The 24,854-nt window shown below is 67.2% G+C and carries 20 protein-coding genes; 8 read left to right on the forward strand and 12 right to left on the reverse strand.

The genetic code is table 11. The features are described 5' to 3' along the window. Positions 1-50: 50 nt before the first annotated feature. Positions 51-5,996, forward strand: a complete 5,946-nt coding sequence (locus ACIGJC_RS03715) for an Hpt domain-containing protein (protein WP_483710683.1) — start codon at positions 51-53, stop codon at positions 5,994-5,996. Between the two features lie 139 nt (positions 5,997-6,135). On the opposite strand, the gene ACIGJC_RS03720 is transcribed toward ACIGJC_RS03715, so the two are convergent. The 5 genes from ACIGJC_RS03720 to ACIGJC_RS03740 form a co-directional block, all read right to left on the reverse strand. After that, on the reverse strand, positions 6,136-6,651 hold the full coding sequence (locus tag ACIGJC_RS03720) for a hypothetical protein (RefSeq protein ID WP_483710684.1): 516 nt from the start codon (positions 6,649-6,651) through the stop codon (positions 6,136-6,138). A gap of 415 nt (positions 6,652-7,066) precedes the next feature. Further along, complete coding sequence (locus ACIGJC_RS03725; RefSeq protein WP_483710685.1) at positions 7,067-8,377, reverse strand: MFS transporter; 1,311 nt, start codon at positions 8,375-8,377, stop codon at positions 7,067-7,069. A gap of 90 nt (positions 8,378-8,467) precedes the next feature. Then, on the reverse strand, positions 8,468-9,226 hold the full coding sequence (locus ACIGJC_RS03730) for an SDR family oxidoreductase (protein ID WP_483710686.1): 759 nt from the start codon (positions 9,224-9,226) through the stop codon (positions 8,468-8,470). A gap of 46 nt (positions 9,227-9,272) precedes the next feature. Further along, on the reverse strand, positions 9,273-9,515 hold the full coding sequence (locus tag ACIGJC_RS03735; RefSeq protein WP_276099722.1) for a hypothetical protein: 243 nt from the start codon (positions 9,513-9,515) through the stop codon (positions 9,273-9,275). Beyond that, a complete protein-coding gene (locus ACIGJC_RS03740) occupies positions 9,508-10,944 on the reverse strand; it encodes an aldehyde dehydrogenase family protein (RefSeq protein WP_483710687.1) in 1,437 nt (478 codons plus the stop codon). Before ACIGJC_RS03740 ends, ACIGJC_RS03735 begins: the two co-directional genes overlap by 8 nt. 227 nt (positions 10,945-11,171) lie before the next feature. Between ACIGJC_RS03740 and ppa the strand changes: the two genes are divergently transcribed. Further along, the gene (ppa, locus tag ACIGJC_RS03745) at positions 11,172-11,699 is read left to right on the forward strand and encodes an inorganic diphosphatase (protein ID WP_483710688.1); all 528 of its coding nucleotides are present in this window, start codon (positions 11,172-11,174) and stop codon (positions 11,697-11,699) included. 173 nt (positions 11,700-11,872) lie between these two features. Then, entirely contained in the window at positions 11,873-12,448 is a 576-nt protein-coding gene (locus ACIGJC_RS03750) for a cytochrome b (RefSeq protein ID WP_483710689.1), read from the forward strand. 4 nt (positions 12,449-12,452) lie between these two features. Here ACIGJC_RS03750 and ACIGJC_RS03755 read toward each other — a convergent pair whose 3' ends face one another. After that, positions 12,453-13,700 (reverse strand): GNAT family N-acetyltransferase, encoded by a 1,248-nt coding sequence (locus ACIGJC_RS03755; protein ID WP_483710690.1) that lies wholly within the window; start codon positions 13,698-13,700, stop codon positions 12,453-12,455. 205 nt (positions 13,701-13,905) lie between these two features. Between ACIGJC_RS03755 and ACIGJC_RS03760 the strand changes: the two genes are divergently transcribed. Beyond that, entirely contained in the window at positions 13,906-15,954 is a 2,049-nt protein-coding gene (locus ACIGJC_RS03760; protein ID WP_483710691.1) for an NAD(+) synthase, read from the forward strand. A gap of 12 nt (positions 15,955-15,966) precedes the next feature. Here ACIGJC_RS03760 and ACIGJC_RS03765 read toward each other — a convergent pair whose 3' ends face one another. From ACIGJC_RS03765 to ACIGJC_RS03775, 3 genes are read right to left on the reverse strand one after another with little or no spacing between them, the layout of a single operon-like run. Next, positions 15,967-16,224, reverse strand: coding sequence for a hypothetical protein (locus ACIGJC_RS03765; protein WP_483710692.1), 258 nt, complete (start codon positions 16,222-16,224; stop codon positions 15,967-15,969). 19 nt (positions 16,225-16,243) lie between these two features. Further along, positions 16,244-16,570, reverse strand: coding sequence for a DMT family transporter (locus ACIGJC_RS03770; protein ID WP_483710693.1), 327 nt, complete (start codon positions 16,568-16,570; stop codon positions 16,244-16,246). Between the two features lie 35 nt (positions 16,571-16,605). Then, positions 16,606-17,595 carry an SLAC1 anion channel family protein gene (locus ACIGJC_RS03775; protein WP_483710694.1) on the reverse strand — a complete coding sequence of 330 codons (990 nt, stop codon included), beginning with the start codon at positions 17,593-17,595 and terminating at the stop codon, positions 16,606-16,608. Between the two features lie 246 nt (positions 17,596-17,841). Here ACIGJC_RS03775 and ACIGJC_RS03780 point away from each other — a divergent pair, with 246 nt between their 5' ends. From ACIGJC_RS03780 to glnK, 3 genes are all read left to right on the forward strand, one after another. After that, positions 17,842-18,321, forward strand: a complete 480-nt coding sequence (locus ACIGJC_RS03780; protein WP_483710695.1) for a hypothetical protein — start codon at positions 17,842-17,844, stop codon at positions 18,319-18,321. A gap of 5 nt (positions 18,322-18,326) precedes the next feature. After that, positions 18,327-19,286: a GlxA family transcriptional regulator gene (locus ACIGJC_RS03785; RefSeq protein ID WP_483710696.1), complete on the forward strand. Its 960-nt coding sequence runs from the start codon at positions 18,327-18,329 to the stop codon at positions 19,284-19,286. 278 nt (positions 19,287-19,564) lie between these two features. Further along, positions 19,565-19,903: a P-II family nitrogen regulator gene (glnK, locus tag ACIGJC_RS03790; RefSeq protein WP_039011353.1), complete on the forward strand. Its 339-nt coding sequence runs from the start codon at positions 19,565-19,567 to the stop codon at positions 19,901-19,903. A 28-nt stretch (positions 19,904-19,931) separates the two neighbouring features. On the opposite strand, the gene ACIGJC_RS03795 is transcribed toward glnK, so the two are convergent. The 3 genes from ACIGJC_RS03795 to trxB all read right to left on the reverse strand — a co-directional run bounded on the left by ACIGJC_RS03795 (position 19,932) and on the right by trxB (position 22,287). After that, positions 19,932-20,573 carry a trimeric intracellular cation channel family protein gene (locus ACIGJC_RS03795; RefSeq protein WP_483710697.1) on the reverse strand — a complete coding sequence of 214 codons (642 nt, stop codon included), beginning with the start codon at positions 20,571-20,573 and terminating at the stop codon, positions 19,932-19,934. Beyond that, positions 20,573-21,247: a Smr/MutS family protein gene (locus ACIGJC_RS03800; RefSeq protein WP_483710698.1), complete on the reverse strand. Its 675-nt coding sequence runs from the start codon at positions 21,245-21,247 to the stop codon at positions 20,573-20,575. Before ACIGJC_RS03800 ends, ACIGJC_RS03795 begins: the two co-directional genes overlap by 1 nt. Positions 21,248-21,321: 74 nt before the next feature. After that, positions 21,322-22,287: a thioredoxin-disulfide reductase gene (gene trxB, locus ACIGJC_RS03805; protein ID WP_483710699.1), complete on the reverse strand. Its 966-nt coding sequence runs from the start codon at positions 22,285-22,287 to the stop codon at positions 21,322-21,324. Between the two features lie 166 nt (positions 22,288-22,453). Between trxB and ACIGJC_RS03810 the strand changes: the two genes are divergently transcribed. After that, the gene (locus tag ACIGJC_RS03810) at positions 22,454-24,778 is read left to right on the forward strand and encodes a DNA translocase FtsK (RefSeq protein WP_483710700.1); all 2,325 of its coding nucleotides are present in this window, start codon (positions 22,454-22,456) and stop codon (positions 24,776-24,778) included. The last annotated feature ends 76 nt before the right edge of the window (positions 24,779-24,854 follow it).

Genomic DNA, 24,854 nt, shown 5'->3' on the forward strand with positions numbered 1-24,854 from the left:
CGCGTCTGGACTGCCCCGCCTCGCGCGCAAAGGCCGCAATGGAAGCCGTGATGTCCTTGAATTCTCCCTTACCGCGTGACCCCGCCGAGCCGCTGCCGCAGATGCTGTCAGCGGACCTGACCCACGCGCCGCTGGCGGATGCGCCTGAGCCGGCCATGCCGGCCTCGCGCGACCTGTCCGTGCTGGCGTGGGTGGCACCGAGCCTGCGCGCCGCGCTGGACGATGCCGCGACCGAGCTGTCCCACTACGTCGACGAAGTCCAGCAGGCGCCCGAGGCGCTGGGCGCGCGCGATACCACGTCGCTGCGCCTGGCCGGTCAACAACTTCACCAGGCAGCGGGCGCCGTGCATATCGTGGGCCTGCGCGGGGTCGACCCGTACTGCCAGGCGTTGCGACGCCTGCTCGAGGGCCTTGACGGCGGCGGCGTGGCGGCCAATGCCGGCACGCTCGCCGTGTTCCGGACCGGCGTGCAGGCGCTTGCCGAATACGTCGACGACCTGATGGCAGGCGACGAGCAGGACCCGCTGCGGCTGTTCCGTCCGTATGCCGAGATCCTGTCGCTGCTCGGCGACGAGCGCGTGCATCCGGCCGACCTGTGGCTCGACGAGCTGCAGATGCTGCCCGGCATCCTGCTGCCCACGCGCAACGCAACGGCCGTCACGCGCGCGCGCCAGCGCTATGAAGCCGCACTGCTCAAGGCGCTGCGGCTGCCCCTGCAGTGCACCGAGTCAGAGCGGCTGCGCGAAGCGTACCTGCCGTTGCAGGAAGCGCTGGACGACGTCCGCGCCGGCGAGCAGGAGGCGCGCCGCGCCACCGACCACCCGGACCGTGGCGTCTGGCATGTGCTGGCGCTGGTGTTCCGCGCCCTGGCCCACGGCTTGCTGCCGTCCGACCTGCTATCGAAGCGTTTTGCCGGCCGTGCCCACCTGTTGCTGCGGCAATACCAGCAGGGGCAGGTGCGCGTGCCGCAGGCCTTGCTCAACGATGCCATCTTCCTGCTGGTCTGCACCTTGTCCGCGCAGGAGGACCCCCCTCTGCACGGCGTGGACGAGATCGCCCTGACGACGGTGCGCGCCGATATCGCGCGCACCGTGCAGGCGTTCCGCCTCGACCGCGCGCACGCGACGCCCGGCGCCGACCACCGTTTGCGCTACTACGGCTGGCTCGATCCGATCGACACCCGCAACCTGCAGCAGGCCGCTGCGGGGCTGGAGCGTGCCGCCGAAGGCGATCCCGCGGGCTGGGAGATCGCGCTCGCGGCGCTGGCCGAGGCCGCGCAGCCGCTCGCGCAGCCGGCCCTGCAGCTGTGCCTGTCGCAGGCCGCGCTCCGGCCCGGCGCGGCACCCGACCGCCACGAGGCGCTCGGCGCCACCGGCATCGCCGTGTTCCTGTCGCGGGCGCTGGCATTGCCCTGGCGCGTGCATGGCATGAGCCCGAACCCCACGGCAGCGGTCTTCGCCGCGCGCTGCGAGGAACTCGCGCAATGCCTGGCCGACCCGGCCGCCGTGGCGCCGGCGTGGCTGGCGCGCATGGCCGACGAAGCCCGCGCCCAGGCGGCGCGCGTGCAGGCCGTCGCGCAGTTGCGCGCGCAGCTGGACGGCGGCGAATCGTGGCTCGATACCTATGACCGCAACGCGGCCCGGCCCGATGCCGGGACCAGCCTGGCGGAAGCCGTGCAGGCCTTCGAGGCGTTGCGCGCCACGCTGGATGCGTTGCTGGACACCGATGGCCTGCCGCACGGGCTGAACGACGACGCGCAACAGGCCGGTGAGGCCGTGCAGGAGGCGGTGCGGCAAGCCGGCAGGCTCGGCGCCGGCGTCGACGAGACCTTGCGCGGCGAGACCCTGTCCGCCATCGCCGAGACGCTGGGCAGCGTCCATGCGTTTATCGATGCGCTGGAGCTGGGCCGCAGCCGCCACGAAGCCGAGGACGAGGAACTCGACGAAGCGCTGGCGCTGCGCCAGACGGGCGCGGTCGGCAACGATCCGCTGTCGGTGGCACGTGCCGCGGCCAGCGAAGCCATCCGCACCGGCGCCACTGCCGACACGCCACCGGTCCAGCGACTGCGCACCGCGCTGCAGACGCTGATGGACCAGGCTGCCATCGACGACAATGCCGCGCTGCGCCGCCAGGCCACCGAAGCCAGCACGCAGCTCAATGCGTGGCTGGCCGGCAGCGACACATCGGGTGAACGGCTGGTGGCGGCACTGGCCGAGCCGATGCCGGTCGTCCCGCAGGGGGCCGGACCGACGATGGCGCCCGACGATGGCGCCGCGCTCGATGCCGAACTGTTCGGGATCTTCCTGCACGAGGCCGACGAAGTTCTCGGTGGCATTGCAGGCGACCTGGGTTCGGGCCTGGACGCGCTCGGCGATGCCGATACGCTTAGCCGCATCCGGCGCGCTTTCCATACGCTCAAGGGCTCGAGCCGCATGGTCGGCCTGCATCGCTACGGCGAAGCGGCCTGGGCCGTGGAGCAGGTGATGAACCTGTGGATCGCCGAGGCACGCGAGCCCGTGGCGGCCCTGCTCAGCCTGCTGCGCCGCGCGCACGCGGAGTTGTCCGCGTGGGTGGCGCTGCTGCATCGCGATGCCGGCGCGGCCCATGACATCGCGCCGCTTGTCGCCGCGGCTGAGGCGGTGCGCGATCCGCAGCCGGAAGCGCCCGCAGTTGCCGACACGGCGGAGCCGGAACAGGTCTTCATCGACGACGCGCCGGTACCGGGCACCATGGTTGCGGAGGCATCCGAAGCTGCGCCCGAGGCCGGGAGCGAGGCGCCCGCCGCCGCTTCCGACGACGACAACGTCATCCCGTTCCGCCTGTCTGGCGCGCTGTCCGGCGAGGACGACAACTTCAAGGTCATCGGCCCGATCCGCATCGGCCTGCCGCTCTACAACGTCTACCTGCAGGAGGCCGACGATCTCCTGCGCCAGTTCGCCACCGACATTTCCGAGTGGCGCCATGAGAACCACCCGTGCCCGAGCGAGCTGGCGCTGCGCGTCGCGCACACGCTGCAGGGCAGCGCCTCGACGGTGGGGCTGGAACCCGTGCGCGAGATTGCCGAGGCGCTCGAACAATTGCTGCTGCAGCTCGGCGCGCACCCGGTCGCCATTCACCCCGGTGATTTCCGCCTGCTGGAGCAGGCGGTCGAACGGTTGCGCGGCATGCTGCATCAGTTCGCCGCGGGGATCTGGCCCGAGGCGGATGCCAGCCTGCACCGCAGCCTGACCGAGTTCGGCGAGCGCGCACTGCTGCGCCCGCGGGTCCAGGTGCCGGCTCCGCAGGCGCCGGCCGAGCCGGATGGCTCCGTGGCCAGCCTGTTCGGTCAATTGCCCGCGCACGTTCCGGAGCCGGAAGCGAACGCAGAACCCCCCGCAGCGGAAAAGCCAGCCCAGCCGGCATCGCAGGCACCGCAGGCACCGCAGGCACCGCAGGCACCGCAGGCACCGCAGGCACCGCAGGCACCGGCGGCGGTGACGCATGACGCGGTGGTGATTCCGTTGCCGACGCCCCCCCGTCCGCTGCCGGTGGCGGTCGTGCAGGCCGATACCACCGAACTGGACGCTACCCTCGTCGAGATCTTCCTGGAGGAAGCGCACGGCAGCCTGCCCGAACTCGGCCGGCTGGTGCGCACGTGGGAAGCGGCGCCCGAAGACGCCAGGCAAGGTGGCCTGGTGCTGCGCGCACTGCATACGCTCAAGGGCAGTGCGCGCATGGCCGGCGCCATGGCGCTGGGGCAGGCCGCGCACGAGATGGAAACGCTGCTCGACGCGAGCCTGCGCGCGCAGCGCGTCGGTCCGCAGCTGTTCAGTCGCCTGTATGCGTGGTACGACCGGATCCTGATGCATGTCGAGGCCCTGCAGGCTGGCCGCCTGCTCGTGCCGGACGATCCTGACGTCATCAACGGGCTGGCCGCGCCGGAACCGCGCGCTACGCCGGTGATGGCCAGCGTCGCCGCCCCCAAGACGGAAAGCGCGGAAAGCACGGAAAGCGCGGGCGCGGCGTTGCCGGTGCCGCTCGGCACGGCCACGGCTGGCGCGCCGGCGCAGGTACCGGTGCCGGACGCGTCCGAGCGCCAGCGCGCATTGGTGCGCGTGCAGGCCCGCGCGCTCGATACGCTGATCAACGAGTCCGGCGAAGTCGGCGCCACGCGTGCGCGGCTGGAAAGCGAACTCGATTCCATGCGCGCCTACCTGGGCGAACTGAACGACAACGTGGCGCGCCTGCGCGGCCAGTTGCGCGAGATCGAAATCCAGGCGGAATCGCAGATGGCCTCGCGCATTGCCGACGCCCAGCACAAGCAGGACTTCGATCCGCTCGAATTCGACCGCTTCACGCGCTTCCAGGAACTGACGCGGATGATGGCCGAGTCGGTCAACGACGTGGCTACCGTGGAGCAGAACCTGCACCGCGGTTTCGATCGCACCGCCGGCGACCTGGCCGCACAGGCGCGGCTCACGCGCGGCCTGCAGCGCGGGCTGATGCAGGCCCGCATGGTGCAGTTCGACGCGCTGGCCGAGCGCCTCTATCGCGTTGCACGCCAGTCCGCAGCGGAGACCGGCAAGGAAGTCAGGCTGCTGATCAAAGGCGGTACGGTGGAGGTCGACCGGTCCGTGCTGGACCGCATGGCCGGCCCGATCGAGCACCTGATCCGCAATGCCGTGGCGCATGGCATCGAAACAGCGGAAGTCCGGCGCGCCGCTGGCAAATCGGCGGCCGGCTCGCTGACGCTGGAAGTGCAGCAGGAAGGCAACGAGGTCGTGCTGCATTTCGTCGACGATGGCGCGGGGCTGGACCTCGCGCGGATTCGCGCACGCGCCGTGGAGCGCGACCTGCTGGCGCCTGACGATGACGCCAGCGACGCGCGGCTGACGGAGATGATCTTTGCGCCCGGGTTCTCGACGGCCGATTCGGTCTCGGAGCTTGCCGGGCGCGGCGTGGGCATGGATGTCGTGCGCGCGGAAACCGTGGCACTGGGCGGACGCATCACGCTGTCGACCGCGGCCGGCCGCGGCACCACGTTCACGGTGCACCTGCCGCTGACCACGGCGATCACGCAAGTGCTGGTGGTGGGGCTGGGCGGGCGCATGTATGCGCTGCCGAGCGGCATGATCGACCAGGTCCAGCAGCTGCGCACGCAGGCCCTGCTTGATGCCTATAACCAGCGCCAGATCACCGTGGCCGGCAACGCCGTGCCGTTCCATTACTTTGGCGCGTTGCTCGAGGAAAGCGCGGCGACGCCGTCCGGCCGCAAGTATTCGCCGGTGGTGGTCGTGCGCAGCGGCACCGAGCGCGTGGCGGTCCATGTGGATGAAGTGGTGGGCAACCGCGAAGTGGTGGTCAAGCACATCGGTCCGCACCTGGCGCGCCTGGAAGGCATTGCTGGCGCCACCACCATGGGCGACGGCGAAATCGTGCTGATCTACAACCCGGTGGTGCTGGCCCAGCGCTTCGCGCGCGTGCGCGGCGAAGCAGCGCCCGCGGCCATGCAGTTGCCCGCTGCGCAGTCGCTGGGCGCGGTGGCCGAACTGGACGGCGATGGCGCCGCGACACCGGTTCCTGGACTGGTGATGCAGCCTACCGTGATGGTGGTGGACGATTCGCTGACCGTACGCAAGGCGGCGCATCGCCTGCTGTCGCGCGCCGGCTACGAGGTACTGCTGGCCCGCGATGGCGTCGATGCGCTCAAGCAACTCCAGGACGTGATGCCGGACGCCATGCTGGTGGACATCGAGATGCCGCACATGGACGGCTTCGACCTGACCCGCAACGTGCGCGCCGACAGCCGCACCGCCCACATGCCGCTGGTGATGATCACCTCGCGCACGGCCGAGAAGCACCGGCGCTATGCGCAGGAAATCGGCGTGGACGTGTATCTCGGCAAGCCCTACAACGAGGACGAGTTGCTCGGCACGCTGCAGCGGCTGATCGGCGCACGTGCCGCCAATATGGCAGGTTCGGTCGCGCAGATGCTTGGGGATCAGCCGGAAGCCTGAAGCGGCTTGCGGGGCGCAGGCATGACAGAGTGGGCCGCCCCGAGGCGGCCCGCTTGCCTTGCGGACTTCGCTAAGCGAGTTCGATCAAGCGAGTTCGATCAAGCGAGCCGGCGCTCTATGCGCGCGGCTACGCAGTCAGTCACCAGCGCATCTGCGCATTGTGCGTGCCCGTGCTCACGACTTGCGTCTTGGTCCGGCCCTCATACGTCGCCCGCACGTTGTAGCTGCCCGTCGGTGCGCGCAGCAGGCACTTCGGGCCGTCCGCCACGAAGTTCGCGACTTCGCGCCCGTTGCGTGTCAGGCTCACGGTGACGTCCGACAGGTATTCGCCGCGCGGGCCCTGCGTGAAGAGCAGTCCCATATTGTAGTTGCCGGATTTCGCGTCCAGCGCGCGCTGTTCATCCGTGGCCACACCGCCGCAGATGTAGGTCACGGAGCCGGCCTTGCGCGGCACCATCGCATCGCGCGGCGGTGGCGGCGCAGGCGTAGCCAATGGCGGGGAGGGCGCTGGCGGGGAGGGCGCTGCCAGCGGCGGCGACGGTGCTGCCGGAGCCGTGTTGATCGGCGCGGGAGTCTGCGCAGGTGCCGCTGCCGGCGGTGTTGCCGTCGTGGGCGGCATCGATGGCGTGTCCAGTGCCGGCGGAGCGGGCGTCATGGGCGACGCCGCCGCATCCGCCGGTGCCGTGTAAGTCTGGGCTTGTCCCGCAGCCGGCACGAATGCAAACATTGCCAATGCGCAGGCGCCCGTGAGAAGCGCCAGCCGCCGTGCCTTTGCGCGCCATTCCGGCGTGCCTTGCAGGTGGCTGGGGCGGGGTATCTGTAGCGAGTGTTGCCGCATCTTGGCCTCCTTGACGAAAGAGGAAAGGACAGTGCCGCCAGCGCCCCTTGCGGGGGCAGGCAGTTGTCTATTCCATGCTAAGGAGAGATGCTGGCCCGCACTGCCCGTCAGGCTCCTACATGCATGTCGGCGGAGGGCGTTTCGCGGGAGGCGGGCGGCGCGCAGGCCACCCGCGATGTGCGCGCCGCGGCAATCCGCGGCGATCCAGCCAGTGTGGGAGGCGGAGGAAGGATTACGATTTGCGGCCGACCAGCCTCGCCGGGACCGACAACGTCAGTGCGGCACCCACCACCAGGCAGGCGGCGAGCAGGTACATGCCGGAATCCGTGCTGTGGGTCAGGTCCTTGAGCCAGCCCACCGCATACGGGCTCAGGAAGCCGGCGAGGTTGCCGAGCGAATTGATCAGGGCGATGCCGGCGGCAGCGCCGGTCCCGGCCAGGAACGCCGTGGGCAGGCTCCAGAACAGTGGCAGCGTGGTCAGGATGCCGATGGTGGCCAGCGTGAGCGCCACCATGGCCAGGGCGGTGCTGTCATGCCATTGCACCGAGAGCACCAGGCCCAGCGCGCCCAGCACGGCCGGGATCGCAATGTGCCAGCGGCGCTCGCCCGAACGGTCCGCGCTGAACGCGACCACCACCATGCCGACCACGGCGCAGCCATAGGGAATGGCGGTCAGCAGGCCGATGTCCAACGCGCCCTTGACGCCGGTCTGCTTGATGATGGTCGGCAGCCAGAAGCTCACGCCATACAGGCCCATCACGAAGCAGAAGTAGATCGCACTCATCAGCCACACGCGCGGGCTCGACAGCACGGTGCCGATGGGCGGGTCTTCCTTGTGCGCGTCTTCGCTCGCGATATTGCGCTGGAGCAGCGCTTTCTCGTCGGCGCTGAGCCAGCTGGCGTGCGCGATGCGGTCATCGAGGTAGGCCAGCACCACCAGGCCGACCAGGATCGACGGGATGCCTTCGAGCAGGAACATCCATTGCCAGCCGGCCCAGCCGTTGTGGCCGTCGAAGGCCTGCATCGCCCAGCCCGACAGCGGGCCGCCGATCACGCCCGACAGCGCGATGGCGGTCATGAAGAACGTGGTGGTGCGCCCGCGCCGGTTGGCCGGGTACCAGTAGGTCAGGTACAGGATGATGCCGGGGAAGAAGCCGGCTTCCGCGATGCCAAGCAGGAAGCGCAGCACGTAGAACATGGTCGGCGTGGTGACGAACATCATCGCCGCGGAAATCACGCCCCACGTGATCATGATGCGCGCGATCCAGATGCGCGCGCCGACCTTGTGCAGGATCACGTTGCTCGGCACTTCGAACAGGAAGTAGCCGATAAAGAAGATGCCCGCGCCGAGACCGTAGATGGTCTCGCTGAACTTCAGGTCGCTGAGCATCTGCAGCTTGGCAAAGCCCACGTTGACGCGGTCCAGGTAGGCCACCACGTAGCACAGCAGCAGGAAAGGCACCAGCCGCCAGCTCACCTTGCGGTACGTGGCGTCTTCAAACGCGGCGTCGCCGACGCCGGGATTCACTGCAGTCGTTGTCATGCTGTCTCCTCGGGATGATTGCGCTTCTACGACGCTTCTACGATCGGTGATGCAGCTACAGCTACAGCCATGGCACGGACGACGCTACACCTATACGCAGCGGCCGCCGTCCACTTCAATGCAGGTGCCGGTGATGAACGCGGCTTCGTCGCTGGCCAGGTACAGGCAGGCGTTGGCGACATCCGACGGGGTCGACATGCGTCCCATCGGGATGGTGGCAAGGAATTTGGCGCGGTTCTCCGGCGTATCAGGCATGCCCATGAATTCTTCGAGCAGCCCGGTCGCGCCGATCACGGGATTGACGCAGTTGACGCGGATGTTGTCCTTGCCAAGCTCGGCCGCCATGGCCTTGCTGGCGGTGATGACGGCGCCCTTGCTGCCGTTGTACCAGACCAGGCCCGGGCGCGGCCGGATGCCGGCGGTCGAGGCGATATTGACGAACACGCCGCCGCCACGCTGGCGGAAATGCGGAATGAAAGCGCGCGCCGACCAGAAGATGCTCTTGACGTTGACCGCGTAGACGCGATCGAACTCGTCCTCGGTCACTTCCATGATCGGCTTGTTGCGGTGCGTGGTGCCGGCGTTGTTGACGACGATATGCACGTCGCCGAAGGCGGCCAGCGCGGCATCGCGCATGGCTTCGGTGTCGGCTTCGCGCGCGACGTCGGCGCGCACCGCGCCGGCCTGGCCGCCGGCCTCGCGAATCGCTGCGGCGACACGCTCGGCGGCGTCTTCGCGCAGGTCGGCCACCATGACGCGTGCGCCTTCGCGGGCGAATGTGTGCGCGATGCCTTCGCCAAAGCCGGACCCGCCGCCGGTTACTACGGCCACCTTGTCTGCCAGTCTCATCGCTCGTCTCCTTGGGTTTGTTATGTCGTGCGGCGCTTCAGGGTGCTCAATGCGCGAACGGCCCGCGCCCGCGCAATGCATTCGCCACCATCATCACCGCCAGCAGGAACGGAAGCGCCACATACAGGCACCAGTGCACGCGATCGCCCACGGTATCGCCCCACTTGCGCTTGAAGACCTGCAGGCGCGGCATGCCGGATGGGTTGGTGGCGCGCTTGTTCTTCACATGCCAGGCCATCCAGAAAAAGAAGATGGCAAAGGCGATCGACAGGAAATTGATGTTACCCATGTTGAATGGCAATGGTTTTCAGGGTGGTAAAGGCGTAGAGGGCTTCGAAGCCCTTTTCGCGGCCGTAGCCGGACTGGCCGGTGCCGCCGAAGGGCAACTCCACGCCGCCGCCGGCACCGTAGTTGTTGATAAAGACCTGGCCCGCGCGCAGCTTGCGCGCCAGGCGAAGCTGCCGCCCGCCGTCACGTGTCCACAATCCCGCCACCAGGCCGTACGGCGTACCGTTGGCCAGGGCGATGGCTTCGGCTTCTGAGTCGAACGGCATCGCAGCCAGCAGCGGGCCGAACACTTCCTCCTGCGCCAGCCGGTGCGCGGGCGGGACATCGCGGAACAGCATCGGCACCTGGTAGTAGCCGGACTCCGGCGCTTCTCCGACGATCTGGCCCTGCGCCATCACGGCGATGCCGGCGTGCTGCGCATCGGAGACGAAGTCCCACACGCGCTGCTGCTGCTTGCGGCTGATCAGCGGGCCGCATTCCAGGTCCAGCTCCGAAGGGCCGACCCGCAGCGATTCGAACACCGATGCGAGCCGGTCCAGCAGCGCATTGTAAAGCGGGCGCTCCACCAGCACGCGGCTGCCCGCCGAGCAGGTCTGGCCGGCGTTCTGGATGATGCCGTTGACGATCACCGGCACCAGCGCATCCACATCGGCATCGGCAAAGATGATCTGCGGCGACTTGCCGCCCAGTTCCAGCGTGACCGGCACATGGTTCTCGGCGGCAAGCTGGGCCACCTGCTTGCCGGTCTGCGGCGAGCCGGTGAACGAGATGTGGTTGATGCCCGGGTGGCGCGCCAGCGCGGCGCCAGCCTCATGGCCGTAGCCGGTGACGATATTGAGCGCGCCTTCGGGCAGGCCGGCCTCGGCGGCAATTTCGGCCACGCGCAGCAACGACAGGCAGGCGTCCTCGGCCGGTTTGACCACGCAGGCGTTGCCGGTGGCCAGCGCCGCGCCGACGCTGCGGCCAAAGATTTGCAGCGGGTAGTTCCACGGGATGATGTGGCCCGTCACGCCATGTGGCTCGCGCAGCGTGAGCACCGTGTAGCCCGGGTTGTACGGAATGGTCTGGCCGTGCAGCTTGTCGACCGCACCGGCGTAGAACTCGAAGTAGCGGGCCACGGCGCGCGCATCGGCGCGGGCCTGTCGTAACGGCTTGCCGGTGTCGCGGGCTTCGAGCGCGGTCAGCTCTTCTTCGTGGGCGATCAGCGACAGCGCCACGCGGTTGAGCAGGCGCACGCGCTCGGCCGGCGCCATGGCGCCCCAGGCGCCATCGGCCGCTTGCCGCGCGGCGTGCACCGCGACGTTGATGTCAGTGGCGTTGCCGCGGGCGATCTCGGCAAAGGGTTCGCCGCTGGACGGGTCGAACACCTTGATGCGCAGGCCGTTGTCGGGCGCGATCAGGCGGTTGGCAACGAAATGCTGGGCATGCATGCGGGGTCTCCGGGAGGCTTGCGCGGGGTTTCCGGTGCGAATATGGACGAATCGGGACCGATCGGGACAAATCGGCGTGGCTCGGAATTCAGCGCTGGCTGAAGAATTCGCCATTATCGCGCAGCCCGGGCGGCGCGCAAGGCACGGTCTTTGTCAGCCTCGGGTCAGGGGCGAGCCGCTATAATGCCCGCCATCCATAAACACACCGCAGGCATCTGGAGAATCGCATGAGCTTCAATCTCGTCTCCCCGGGCAAGGACATCCCCAACGATTTCAACGTCATCATCGAGATTTCCGCCCAGAGCGATCCGGTGAAGTACGAGGCCGACAAGGAAACCGGCCTGCTGTTCGTGGACCGCTTTATCGGCACCGGCATGCGCTATCCGGCCAACTACGGCTTCATTCCGCAGACGCTGTCGGGCGACGGCGACCCGGTGGATGTGCTGGTGCTGAGCCCGTTCCCGATCCTGGCAGGCGCCGTCGTGCGCTGCCGTGCACTCGGCATGCTCAAGATGACCGACGAGTCGGGCGTGGACGCCAAGCTGGTCGCCGTGCCCCTGGACAAGCTGTCGCCGGCCACCGCCTTCATGAAGGGCCTGTCGGACGTGCCGCAGAACCTGCTCGACCAGATCAAGCACTTCTTCGAGAACTACAAGGCACTGGAGGCCGGCAAGTGGGTCAAGGTGGAAGGCTGGGCCGGCATCGAGGAAGCGCACAAGGAAATTACCGACGGCGTCGCGAACTTCAAGAAGTAATGTAATTGCCGCCAGCCTGGCAATTTATGCGTCGTTCTCGCGCAAACCTGAACAGCTGCTGAACGAACCCCGCCACGGCGGGGTTTTTTATTGCGAGAAAGCTGACCGTCGGCAAGCCGTACAACCGGACGTGGGAGTACGCTATCGGTATCCCTAAAATCACAGGAGTCCCTATGAACCGCCTGCAGAGCGTGCCTGGTGCCATCGATTTTTCCGGAACCGCGCGCCGGTACGATGGACTGGCCATTTTCTTCCACTGGACGGTGTTCCTGCTGGTCGCCGTCGCCTATGCGGCAATCGAGCTGAAAGGCTTCGCCGGCAAGGGCACGCCGGCCCGGTCGCTGGCCATGGCAACGCATGAGTGGGCTGGCGTGCTGGTTCTTGTGCTGGCCGTGCCGCGCCTGCTGTGGCGTCTTGTGCATGGTGCGCCGACGGCGGAACCGGGGCCGCGCTGGATGCACTGGGCAGGGGAGGCGATGCACTGGGTGCTGTACCTGTATATCGTGGCCCAGCCGATCCTTGGCCTGCTCGCCCTCAATGCCGGCGGCCACCTGCTGGCGCTGCCCGCGCTCGGCATCGAGATTCCGGCGCTCGTGGGACCTGACCAGGCGCTGAAGAACCAGGTCAAGGAGATTCACGAAACGCTGGGAACGGCGTTCTATCTCGTGATCGGCTTGCACGCCATGGCGGCGCTGTTCCACCACTACATGCTGGGGGACAACACCCTGCGCCGCATGTGGCGGCGCTGAGCCGTCAGTCCCGCTGGGCGAACGGCGTGCGCTCGTTCAGTTCGTCCAGGTAGGCATCGATGCCTTCGCGTTCGCGTACCAGGAAGCGCTCCACGGCGTCGGCAAAGGCCGGATGCGCGAGCCAGTGCGCCGAGCGCGTGGGCACGGGCAGGAAGCCCCGGGCCATCTTGTGCTCGCCCTGCGCGCCGCCTTCAAAGGTACCGATGCCGTGGCGGATGCAGAACTCCAGCGGCTGGTAGTAAGCGGTCTCGAAGTGCAGGCACGGGTGATACTCCAGCGCGCCCCAGTAGCGTCCGTACAGCGTGCTGATGCCCGGCGTATCGTCATAGACGAGCAGTGAGCTGGCGATCGGCTGCCCCGCGCGCTCGGCGATCACCAGCAGCAGGTGCTGGGGCATGGCCGCACCGATGCGCCGGAAGAAATCCAGGTTCAGGTACGGCGTCGAGTGGTGCTCGTGGTAGGTCTGGCGGTAGCAGCGGTTGAAGAAGCGCCAGGCCTCGTCGTCGATCTGCGCGCCGCGCAGGTGGCGGAAGGTGATGCCGGCTTCGGCTACATGGCGGCGCTCGGCGCGGATGTTCTTGCGCTTCTTTTGCGACAGCGTGGCGAGGAAATCGTCGAAGCTCGCATATCCCGTATTGGTCCAGTGAAACTGCACTCCATGCCGCATCATCATGCCGGCCTGTTCCATCAGGTCGGCCTCGGCATCGTTGGGGAACAGGACGTGCAGCGATGACATCCCGCTGTCCGCCGCCAGTGCCAGCGCGAGCTGCAGCAGCATCCGCCGCGCGTCGGTGTTCCCGGCGAGCAGCCGCGCGCCGCGCACGGGCGAAAACGGGATGGCCGACAACCACTTCGGGTAGTACTCCAGGCCATTGCGCGCGTAGGCATCGGCCCAGGCCCAGTCAAACACGTACTCGCCATACGAATGCGCCTTCGCGTACAGCGGCATGGCGCCCGCGAGCCTTTCCGGCTGGCCGTTGGCAGCGGGTGCCCACAGGGTGAGATAGCGCGGATTCCAGCCCGTGTCTGCGCAGGCGCTGCCGCTGGCATGCAGCGCGTGCAGGAAGGCGTGGCGCAGGAAAGGGGTGGCGTCAGGATCGGTGGCGACCAGGGCATCCCAGGTATCCGCAGCGATTTCGGCGAGATCCGAGACGATCTCGGTCCGGTAGTCCCGCATGCTGCCAGGCTCAGGCGGTCCCGCGGCTTGCCGCGTGTCGAGTGCGTCGCCCTGGTTGCAAGATTCCGACTGCATTGCGCCTGATTCCCTGTCTCCAACGATCGGGCCGAGTCTACCGGAAACCGCCCGATACCGCCGCACGCCGCTCCTGCCGCAGCGTCGGCGTGCGCTGCGTCGTAAAATGGCGCATGGCCGTCACAGTGCGGCCCCCAGATTCCCCGATGCCGCCGGCCCACGCCGGCCCACGCCGGCGCGCTGCAGACGCCGGCAAAGGCCCGATATGAAGAATCCGTTTTTCAACCTGTATTCCCACGGCTTTGCGCGCGTGGCGGTGGGCGTGCCGGTCTGCCGCGTGGCCGACCCGGCCTTCAATGCGGCCGAAACCATCGCGCTGGCGACGCAAGCGGCAAAGCAGGGCGCCGTGCTGGTCGCGTTCCCGGAACTCGGACTCCCGGCCTATACCTGCGACGACCTGTTCCACCAGCGTGCGCTGCTGGATGCCTGCGAAGCGGCGCTCGGCACGATCGTCGACGCCTCGCGCAAGCTGTCGGCGGCGCTGATCGTGGGCATGCCGCTGCGCGTCGAACACCAGTTGTTCAACTGCGCCGTGGTGGTGGCGCGGGGCCGCGTGCTGGGCGTGGTGCCGAAGTCCTACCTGCCGAACTACTGGGAATTCTACGAGGCACGCCAGTTCAGCGAAGCCGACAATGCGGCCACCGATTCCGTCCGCCTGCTCGGCCAGGACGTGCCATTCGGCGCCGGATTGCTGTTCGAGATCGAAGACATTCCGTTCTTCCGCTTCCATGCCGAGATCTGCGAAGACGTGTGGGTGCCGGTCCCGCCGTCGTCGTTCGCCGCGCTGGCGGGTGCCACGGTGCTGGTCAACCTGTCGGCGTCGAATATCGTGATCGGCAAGGCGGGCTACCGGCACCAGCTCGTGTCGCAGCAATCGGCGCGTTGCCTGGCGGCTTACCTCTATACCTCCGCCGGCAAGGGCGAGTCTTCCACCGACCTGGCGTGGGACGGCCAGGCGCTGATCTGCGAGAACGGCGAACTGCTGGCCGAATCCGAGCGCTTTGCCGATACCTCCCACCTGCTGTTCGCCGACGTGGACGTCGAACGCCTGTCGCGCGAGCGCATGCACCAGGTCACCTTCGGGCACTCGGTGCGCCGGCACAAGGCCGAGGTGGACAAGTTCCGCGTGGTCCATTTTGCGCTGGATGTGTCGCTGGACAAGGCGCTGCCGCTGGACCGCAAGGTCGCGCGCTTCCCTTACGTGCCGGCCGACCCGCGCCAGCGCGACGAGCGCTGCCACGAGGTCTACAACATCCAGGTGCAGGCGCTGGTGCAGCGGCTGTCTGCGAGCAAGATTTCAAAGGTGGTGATCGGCGTGTCCGGCGGGTTGGATTCCACGCACGCGCTGCTGGTGTGCGCCAAGGCGATGGACCGCCTAGGGCTGCCGCGCTCGAACATCCTGGCCTACACCATGCCGGGCTTTGCCACCAGCGAGCGCACGCTGAGCCAGGCGCGCCAGCTGATGGAGCTGGTCGGCTGCACGGCGCGCGAGATCGATATCCGCCCGAGCTGCTTGGCGATGCTGAAGGACCTGGACCATCCCTACGCACGCGGCGAGAAGGTCTATGACGTGACCTTCGAGAACGTGCAGGCCGGCGAGCGCACCAACCACCTGTTCCGGCTGGCCAACCACAACGGCGCGATCGTGATCGGCACCGGCGACCTCAGCGAACTGGCGCTGGGCTGGTGCACCTACGGCGTGGGCGACCATATGTCGCACTACAACGTGAATGCCAGCGTGCCCAAGACGCTGATCTCGCACCTGGTGCGCTGGGTGGCGGAAACCGGGCAGGTCGGGGAAGGCGGTTCGGATGTGCTGATCAACGTGCTGGATACGGATATCAGCCCGGAACTGGTGCCCGGCGATTCGAACCACGGCCCGGAGCAGAAGACCGAAAGCACCATCGGTCCGTATGAGCTGCAGGACTTCAATCTCTACTACACGCTGCGTTTCGGCTTTGCGCCGTCGAAGATCGCCTTCCTGTCGCTGCATGCCTGGGGCGACCGCGAGCGCGGCATCTGGCCCAATGGCCCGCATGTGGCGCGCAACCAGTACGGCCTGCCCGATATCAAGCGCAACCTGGCGATCTTCCTGGACCGCTTCTTCCGCACCAGCCAGTTCAAGCGCTCGTGTATCCCGAACGCGCCCAAGGTGGGCTCGGGCGGTTCGCTTTCTCCGCGGGGCGACTGGCGTGCCCCGAGCGACTCGGAATCGGTGGTGTGGCTCAAGGACCTGGAGAAGGTGCCCGACTGAGGCGCTAGCCGGTTAGGCGGCCGGCGGCGTTTCGAAGCTGCCGGCCAGCAGGTCCTGGCGGAAAGCCATGAGCCAGTCGGCGCTTTCATCGAGCGGGTAGGCCTGCTGCCTGCCGCTGGCGAGGCAGTCGACCACGGCATATCCGTAGATGCCGGCCGGGTCGGCCTGCTGCCGTTCGCGGCCAGTCAGGCGGAACGCCGCGTTGGTCCCCTCATGGCTGTGCACCAGGGCCTGGAACAGCACCCGTTCGGCGGTTTCGATCAGTGGCATGGGGTTGTTGTCGGTCGGGTCACGATACGTCGGCCGAGAGCAGCTTCAGCCCGATCACGCCGCAGAGGATGAGCGCGACGCAGCCGATGCGAGCCGGCGATACCGGCTCGCCCAGCCATGCCATCCCCAGCACGGCCGTGCCCGCTGCGCCGATGCCGGTCCAGACCGCGTAGGCCGTCCCCACCGGCAAGGACCGCAAGGCGAGCGTTAGCAGCATGATGCTGCTGAGTCCGGTGAGCACGGCAAACAGGCTTGGCCACGGCCGGCTGAAGCCGGCGGACCATTTCATGCCAAAGGCGAAGGCGATTTCCAGCACGCCGGCGCAGGCCAGCAAGATCCAGGACATCTTGGCAAAAGCTCGGGTTTGACACGGATCGAACATCAGCCGACCAGCAGGCGGTGCGTGAACAGGCGGTGCAGCGTGCGGACAAACAGCACGGCGATAGCAAGGGTCAGCAGCGCCAGGATGACCGCGGCCACGATATGCAGCATGCCGGTATCCGCATGATGCGCGTACTTCAGCGCGGCGTTGGACAGTGCGGCCATCGGGAAGCTGATGGCCCACCACGACGCGGCAAACGGCACCGAGCGGCGGAACACCTTGGCCGCGAGCACCACGAACAGGAACAGGCCGAAGTAGAACAGCAGGGCGGCGAACATGTCGACATGCTGCGTGACGTTGACGTAGGCCAGGAAGCCGACCTCGAACGGCGCGATCAGGATGATCAGCGAAGGCACCATGCCGGCGGGGAGGGGGTCATGGTGGACCAGGCGCGAGAAGATCATCGCGAAGAACACCAGCGCCATCACGGCACCGACCGACACCGCGAGCAGGTTCACCTCCGGCGCCCAGGCCATCGGCATGGTGCCTCCGGCCACCGCGATATCGAGCGTCGCCACCCCGGGAATGAGCCAGGCCGGCCCGACATGCGCGGGGTCGCCCTTGCCGCGGAACAGGCGGCTCGCGATCACATAGGTCAGCGCGATGGTAAGCACCGAACCGATGGTCCACACGACCTGGCCAAGCGTCTCGCTGTAGACGCCGACCACCGACGACAGCAACAGGATGGCAATGGTGATGGTGCCGAAGAAGTTGCCGGCGACCGGATGGTTGAACTCGGCCTTGACGGCGGCCGGGTACAGGCGCCACTTGGCCAGGTAGCCGATCGCCAGCGCCACGAACGTGATCACGGCCACCACGCCGATGACATCGGCAATGGCGGGGCTCGTGCCAAATACCTTGCTCGCGCCGCGCCATGCCAGCGACAGGCCTGACAGGCCCATGACGGCGCCGAACAGGTTGACCGGGAGATGCTGGACCGAACTGCGCTGGAGGGGCGCCGCGGCGGCGGGATTGGCTGCAATAGTCATGGTGCTTCGTCTGCCTCTTTGGGTTGCCGAGCGCGTCGCATCGGCGGTGGAACGACCCTGGGCAAATTTCCGGAATGGAGAGGTGCCCCTGGTGCAATGCATTATGGAAAAAGCATGAGCTGACTTAAAGCGGCTAGTTACGGCAATTCCTGCCAATCCGTGAATGCTCTCGGCCAACCGCGTTTTCGCTGCCGGCGGGCCCTCTAGACTGCGCTCCGTCTCCGTTGAAAGGGCTCGGGAAGCGATATGAAAATCAGGAAGTCGAGAGGTGCCAGGTTCACCTGGGTGGTGTTGTGCTGTCTGGGACTTGCCGCTTGTATCCAGGCACCGATCCAGCGCTATGAAGGCAGCCACGCGCTGCGTGAAGGCCGGGGCGGAGCGCGGGAAAGCGTGGGCGGCATTGATATCTGGACGCGCGGTGAACCGCCGGGTCCGTACGAAGTGCTGGCTTACACGACGGTGGAGAGTCCCGACGGCTGGATCGGGGGCCGTATCCTGCTTTCACGGGTGGCGGAACGCGTGCGAGCGGCCGGCGGCGATGCCGCCGTCCTGGGCGCAGAGCGCGGCCGCGTGGACAGCACGCCGCTGGATCGGGGCCGGACTTTGCTGGAGGGGCGGCGTGTCGCGGAGATTACGATTGTGCGTTATCGGACCCGTGCCGAAGGCACGGAACGGGCGGGATGGCCGAAATTGACTAAGCTTTCAAAACCGGAATTCGCCGCCTGACCGTCATGAAGATCGCTGTCCTTGCGTTTCCCGGCGTCCAGATGCTGGACCTGGCCGGCCCCATCGATGTCTTCCACGAAGCGGCGCGCCAGGCGGGCGAGCCCGGGGCCTATGCATTCGAGATCGTGTCGCCGGTGCCCGGCGTGCTGCGTGCGTCGAACGGCATGACCATCACGCCCGACACTACGCTGGAAACCAGCAGCCCGGATATCGACACCCTGCTGATCGCCGGCAGCCCGCACGTCAGCCTGTTCGAGAACGACAGCGCAATCGGAGCCTGGCTGAACCGCTATGCCCATACGGTGCGGCGGCTCGGCTCCGTATGCTCCGGGGCCATGCTGCTGGCCCACGCCGGCCTGCTGGACGGGCGCAGCGCGACCACGCACTGGAATTCCACGGAACGCCTGTCCCGGCAGTTTCCTCAGGTCCGGGTGCAGCCGGACCGGATCTATGTGAAGGACGGCAACCTGTACACCTCCGCGGGCGTCACGGCCGGGCTGGACCTGGCGCTGGCCATGGTCGAGGAGGATTTCGGGCGCACCGTGGCGCTGAAGGTCGCGCGCGAGTTCGTGATGTTCCTGAAGCGGCCTGGTGGCCAGTCCCAGTTCAGTGCGCACCTTGCCGCGCAGAGCGCGGAAAAGAGCGCGATCCGGGATGTGCAGAACTGGGTGGTCGAGAACCTCGCGGAGCGGCTGTCGGTCGAGAGCCTGGCCGAGCGAGCCGGCATGAGCACGCGCAACTTCGCGCGGATCTTCAAGCAGGAATGCCAGGTCACGCCGGCGGATTTCGTCGAGAGCGCGCGCATGGACGCGGCCAGACGCCTGCTCGAGGAAACGCGCAATCCGCTCAAGCGCGTCGCGGCTCTGACAGGCTTCAACGACCCGAACAGCCTGCGCCGCGCGTTTATCCGGCGGCTGGGCGTGTCACCAGCCGACTACCGCAGGCGCTTTCGCGCGACGGCATAGCCGAAACTATCCACATACCGTCCACAGGGGATCCACAGGGGATCCACAACTTGTGCCACCGGTTCATCACAGGGTTGCCCACAAGGTTATCCACAGCCATGTGGCGCGCGAGGCTGCCGAGTCACGCGCGTGCCAGCGCACCTTGCGCATGCATTGAACGGCGCACGCCATCGATAGGCCGCGTCAATGGCTGGTAAAATGCCAAGCGAACCACGCCCTGTGCGCGCCCGTTGCGCGCCGGCGGCGCGTTACCCAACGACTATAACCAGGGGCCAGTCATGAAGCAGATTACCGCCATCATCAAACCGTTCAAACTCGACGAAGTGCGCGAATCGCTCGCGGATGTTGGCGTGACGGGGCTGACGGTGACCGAAGTGAAAGGATTTGGCCGCCAGAAGGGGCATACCGAGCTGTATCGCGGCGCCGAGTATGTGGTCGACTTCCTGCCGAAGATCAAGATCGAGGTCGTGGTCGCCGAAAACCAGCTCGACACCGTGCTGGACGCGATCGTCAAGGCCGCGCATACCGGCAAGATCGGCGACGGCAAGATCTTCGTGACGGAGATCGAGCGCGTCATCCGTATCCGTACCGGCGAGCAGGACGAAGCGGCGGTCTGATGCATGCGCCGGGCGCCGCCGCCAGGCGTCAGCTCGGCAGTTTCCAGCCGTAGCGCACTGATACCAGCCGCATCGCGATGATGCTCAGTGCGCCGGTAAGCAGCGCGGCTTCCTGCTGCACCTGCAGCCAGGTCAGCCCCATATAGGCCCAGCAGCCCACGAACGAGCATGTCGCGTAGGGCGAGCGGTCGCGCAGGATCATCGGGACTTCATTGCACAGCACGTCCCGCACCACCCCGCCGAACACGGCCGAGATGATGCCCATCATGACCGCCACGGTCGGCGTCATCTGCGCCACCAGCGCCAGCGAGGCGCCCGTCACCGAGAACAGGCCCAGGCCGATCGCATCCGCCACGATCATGGCGCGCTCCGACGCCACGCGGCTGACCACGCGCAACACCAGCGACGCGCCGACCGACATCGCGAAGATCAGCAGTACATAGCCTTCGTGCTCGACCCAGTAGAACGGGCGGCGATCAAGCAGGACGTCGCGCACCGTGCCGCCGCCAAAGGCGGTGGCGAACGCTACGACGAAGGTGCCGACCACGTCCAGGCGCTGCTTGCGCGCGTCGACCACGCCCGATACGGCAAACGAAAGCATGCCGATCACCTCCATCACATGGAGGATCAGGGGCAGGCGCCCCATCAGCAATTCGAGCGGAAGGTGCATCAGGGGCGCGGCTGGCGCAACAGGACCATCAGCGCGCCGGCGCCGCCCAGGGACTCGCGGGCCTGCACGAAGGCGATCACTTCCTCTTTCTGCACCAGCCAGCTGCGGACCTTGCCTTTCAGGACGGGCAGCTTGTCGGGCGAGCCGATGCCCTTGCCGTGGATCACGCGCACGCAGCGCACGCCGTTGCGTACCGAGCGGCGCAGGAATTCCGACAGCGCTTCGCGCGCTTCGTCGCTGCGCAGGCCGTGCAGGTCGACCTTGTCCTGCGGCACCCACTCGCCACGGCGCAGCTTGCGCACGACATCCATGCCGATGCCGGGGCGGCGGAAAGACAGGGACTCGTCGGTTTCCAGCAGCATGTCGACATCGTATTCATCGGACAGGGACGCTTCCAGCACGGCCTTGTCGTTGCGCTGGGTTTGCACCGGAATCGGGGCGGGGCGGGGACTCGGAAGAGTGGCGTGATTGCGCTCGCGCAACTGGCTGACGTGGCCCACGCTACTGCGAAAGACATCGGCTTCCGCGCGCGCGCGTTCCGCGGCCTGTTCGGCGGCGAGCCGTTCGGCTTCGCGGCGCTCGGTATCGGCCTTGAGGGTTTTGCGCAGCCCGGCCAGGTCATTCAGGCCAAAGCGCTTGGTCGGACGGTCGGGTTTGCTGGCGCCGTGCGTCATGGAATTCTCCGGGGGCTCGGCGCCAATTATATCGGCAGGGGGAGGGCCCGGCCGGTCGGCCGGGCCGCAGGGGCTTACTTGAGGGCTTCGATAAAGCGCTGGGCGTCCAGCGCGGCCATGCAGCCCGTGCCGGCGCTGGTGATGGCCTGGCGGTAGACGTGGTCCTGCACGTCGCCGGCCGCGAACACGCCCGGCACGCTGGTGGCGGTGGCATCGCCGGTGAGGCCCGACTTGGTGATCAGGTAGCCGTTCTCCATCGCCAGCTGGCCGACGAAGAGGTCGGTATTGGGCTTGTGGCCGATGGCGATGAACACGCCGGCAAGCTTGATCTCTTCGGCCTCGCCCGACTTTGCGCCGCGGATGCGCATGCCGGTCACGCCGGATTCGTCGCCCAGCACTTCGTCCAGCACGCTGTCGTAACGGATCTCGACGCGGCCTTCCTTCACGCGCTGCAGCAGGCGGTCAACCAGGATCGGCTCGGCCCGGAAGCTGTCGCGGCGGTGAACCACGGTGACCTTGCTGGCGATGTGGGACAGATACAACGCTTCTTCCACGGCGGTATTGCCGCCGCCGACCACGGCCACTTCCTGGTTCTTGTAGAAGAAGCCGTCGCAGGTGGCGCAGGCGGACACGCCGCGGCCCATGAACGATTCCTCGGACGGCAGGCCCAGGTACTGCGCCGAGGCGCCAGTGGCGATGATCAGCGCGTCGCAGGTGTACTCGCCGGCGTCGCCGATCAGGCGGAACGGGCGGGCCGGGTTGCCGCTTTCATCCGTCAGCTTCGCCGTGTGGATGTGATCGAAGATGATGTCGGTCTTGAATTCTTCCGCGTGGGCCAGCAGGCGCTGCATCAGTTCGGGGCCTTGCACGCCCTTGGCGTCGCCGGGCCAGTTCTCGACATCCGTGGTGGTCATCAGCTGGCCGCCTTGCGCCAGACCGGTGATCAGCACCGGCTCCAGGTTGGCGCGGGCTGCGTAGACAGCGGCGGTGTAGCCGGCGGGACCGGATCCGAGAATCAGCACTTTTGCGTGTTTTGCCATGATGCGTTCCTGTGGCGGTGCGCCATGCTGCGCACCGGCATTGCTCGAAACCGACATTATAAGAGGAGCCGCATTTGCCCACTGTTGCAAATTCCAATGGCGGCGATAGGGCCGCGCCACGTTAAAATGGCCGCCACCATCACCTGCAAGCGAACCAGACCAAGGCATGGCCAGAGCAACCACCACCACCCGGACGGACCCGTCGGCGCTGCCTTCGCGCATCGGCAAACTGCTTGGCGAAGTGCGCTGGTTCCTGCTGCTGGCCGTCACGCTGGGCTTCCTTTGCGTGCTGGCCAGCTACAGCAAGACCGACCCCGGCTGGTCGCACGCCAACCAGGTGGCAGATATCCACAACCTCGGTGGCCGCGTGGGCGCCTGGGTATCGGATGTGCTGTTCTTCATCTTCGGCTTCTCGGCCTACTGGCTGGCCGTGTTGCTGGTGCGCCGCTGCTGGCGCGGCTGGCGCACGCTGACCGCGGAACTGCCCGAGCGCGAGGAGCATCGCCAGGGCGTGACGGTGAGCTGGATCGGCTTCGCGCTGACGCTCTTTTCCAGCATGGGCCTGGAAGCCATCCGCATGTATCCGCTGCGGGCCGCGCTGCCGCGCGCGCCTGGCGGCGTGCTGGGCGACCTGCTCGGCGGCTGGCTGCAGACCGCGCTGGGCTTTACCGGCGCCACGCTGCTGTTGCTGCTGATGCTGGCCATCGGCCTGTCGCTGTTCTTCCATTTCTCCTGGCTGACGGTGGCCGAACAGATCGGTGGCTTTGTCGAGTCCCTGTTCCTGGGCTTCAAGGCCCGGCGTGAAAGCAAGCAGGACCGCATCATCGGCGAAGCCGCCAAGGTGGAACGCACCGAGACCGTGGAGGTGCAGCGCGTGCGCATCGAGGAAGCGCAGCCGGTACAGATCGTGCGCCCGCAGGCGGTGCCCAAGCACGAGCGCGTCGAGCGCGAGAAGCAGCAGCCGCTGTTCGCCGATATCCAGGATTCGGACCTGCCGCCGCTGGCGCTGCTCGACCCGATCCCGCCGCACCAGGAAACCGTCAGTGCCGAAACGCTGGAATTCACCTCGCGCCTGATCGAGAAGAAGCTCAAGGACTTCGGCGTCGAGGTCAAGGTGGTGGCCGCCTATCCGGGCCCGGTGATCACGCGCTATGAAATCGAACCCGCTACCGGCGTGAAGGGCAGCCAGGTGGTGAACCTGGCGCGCGACCTGGCGCGTTCGCTGTCGCTCGTGTCGATCCGCGTGGTCGAGACCATTCCGGGCAAGAACTACATGGGGCTGGAGCTGCCAAATCCGAAGCGCCAGACCGTGCGCCTGTCGGAAATCCTCGGCTCGCAGGTCTACAACGAAAGCGCCTCGAGCCTGACCATGGCGCTGGGCAAGGATATCGCCGGCAAGCCGATGGTGGCCGACCTGGCCAAGATGCCGCATTGCATGGTGGCCGGCACCACGGGCTCGGGCAAGTCGGTCGGGATCAACGCCATGATCCTGTCCCTGCTCTACAAGGCCAAGCCCGAAAGCGTTCGCCTGATCCTGATCGACCCGAAGATGCTGGAAATGAGCGTCTACGAAGGCATTCCGCATCTGCTGTGCCCGGTCGTGACCGATATGCGCCAGGCCGGCAACGCGCTGAACTGGGCCGTCGGGGAAATGGAGCGGCGCTACAAGCTGATGAGCAAGCTCGGCGTGCGCAACCTGGCCGGCTACAACAAGAAGATCGACGAGGCTGCGGCCAAGGAAGAAAAGATTCCGAACCCGTTCAGCTTGACGCCGGACGCACCAGAGCCGCTCGACAAGCTGCCGACCATCGTCATCGTCATCGACGAACTGGCCGACCTGATGATGGTCGTGGGCAAGAAGGTCGAGGAATTGATCGCACGGATCGCGCAGAAGGCGCGTGCCGCGGGACTGCACCTGGTGCTGGCCACGCAGCGCCCGTCGGTCGACGTGATTACCGGCCTGATCAAGGCCAACGTGCCGACGCGCATCGCGTTCCAGGTCAGCAGCAAGATCGACTCGCGCACCATCCTCGACCAGCAGGGCGCGGAAGCGCTGCTTGGCATGGGTGACATGCTCTACCTGGCCCCGGGCACCGGCATGCCGGTGCGCGTCCACGGTGCCTTTGTCTCTGACGACGAAGTGCACCGCGTGGTGGAAAAGCTCAAGGAAGGCGGCGAAGCCAATTACATCGAAGGCATCCTGGAAGGCGGCCTCACCGAAGGCGACAGCGGTACGGACGGCTTTGGCGGCGGCGCGGGCATCGGTGGCGGCGGTGGCGAAGCCGATCCGCTCTACGACCAGGCCGTGGAAGTCGTGCTGAAGAACCGCCGCGCGTCGATCTCGCTGGTGCAGCGCCACCTGCGCATCGGCTACAACCGCGCGGCTCGCCTGCTGGAGGATATGGAGAAAGCCGGGCTGGTTTCGGCCATGTCGGGCAACGGCAACCGGGACATCCTTGCAGCGCCGGGCGCCGCAAGGGAAGATGACTGAGCGCCGCATCGGTAACATGCAGTTACCCGGCAAGTGGCGCCGGGCGGAATCCAGCGCCGCTCCAGCGCTCTAACCA

It is taken from the genome of Cupriavidus sp. C3SS-1, from assembly GCF_057073755.1.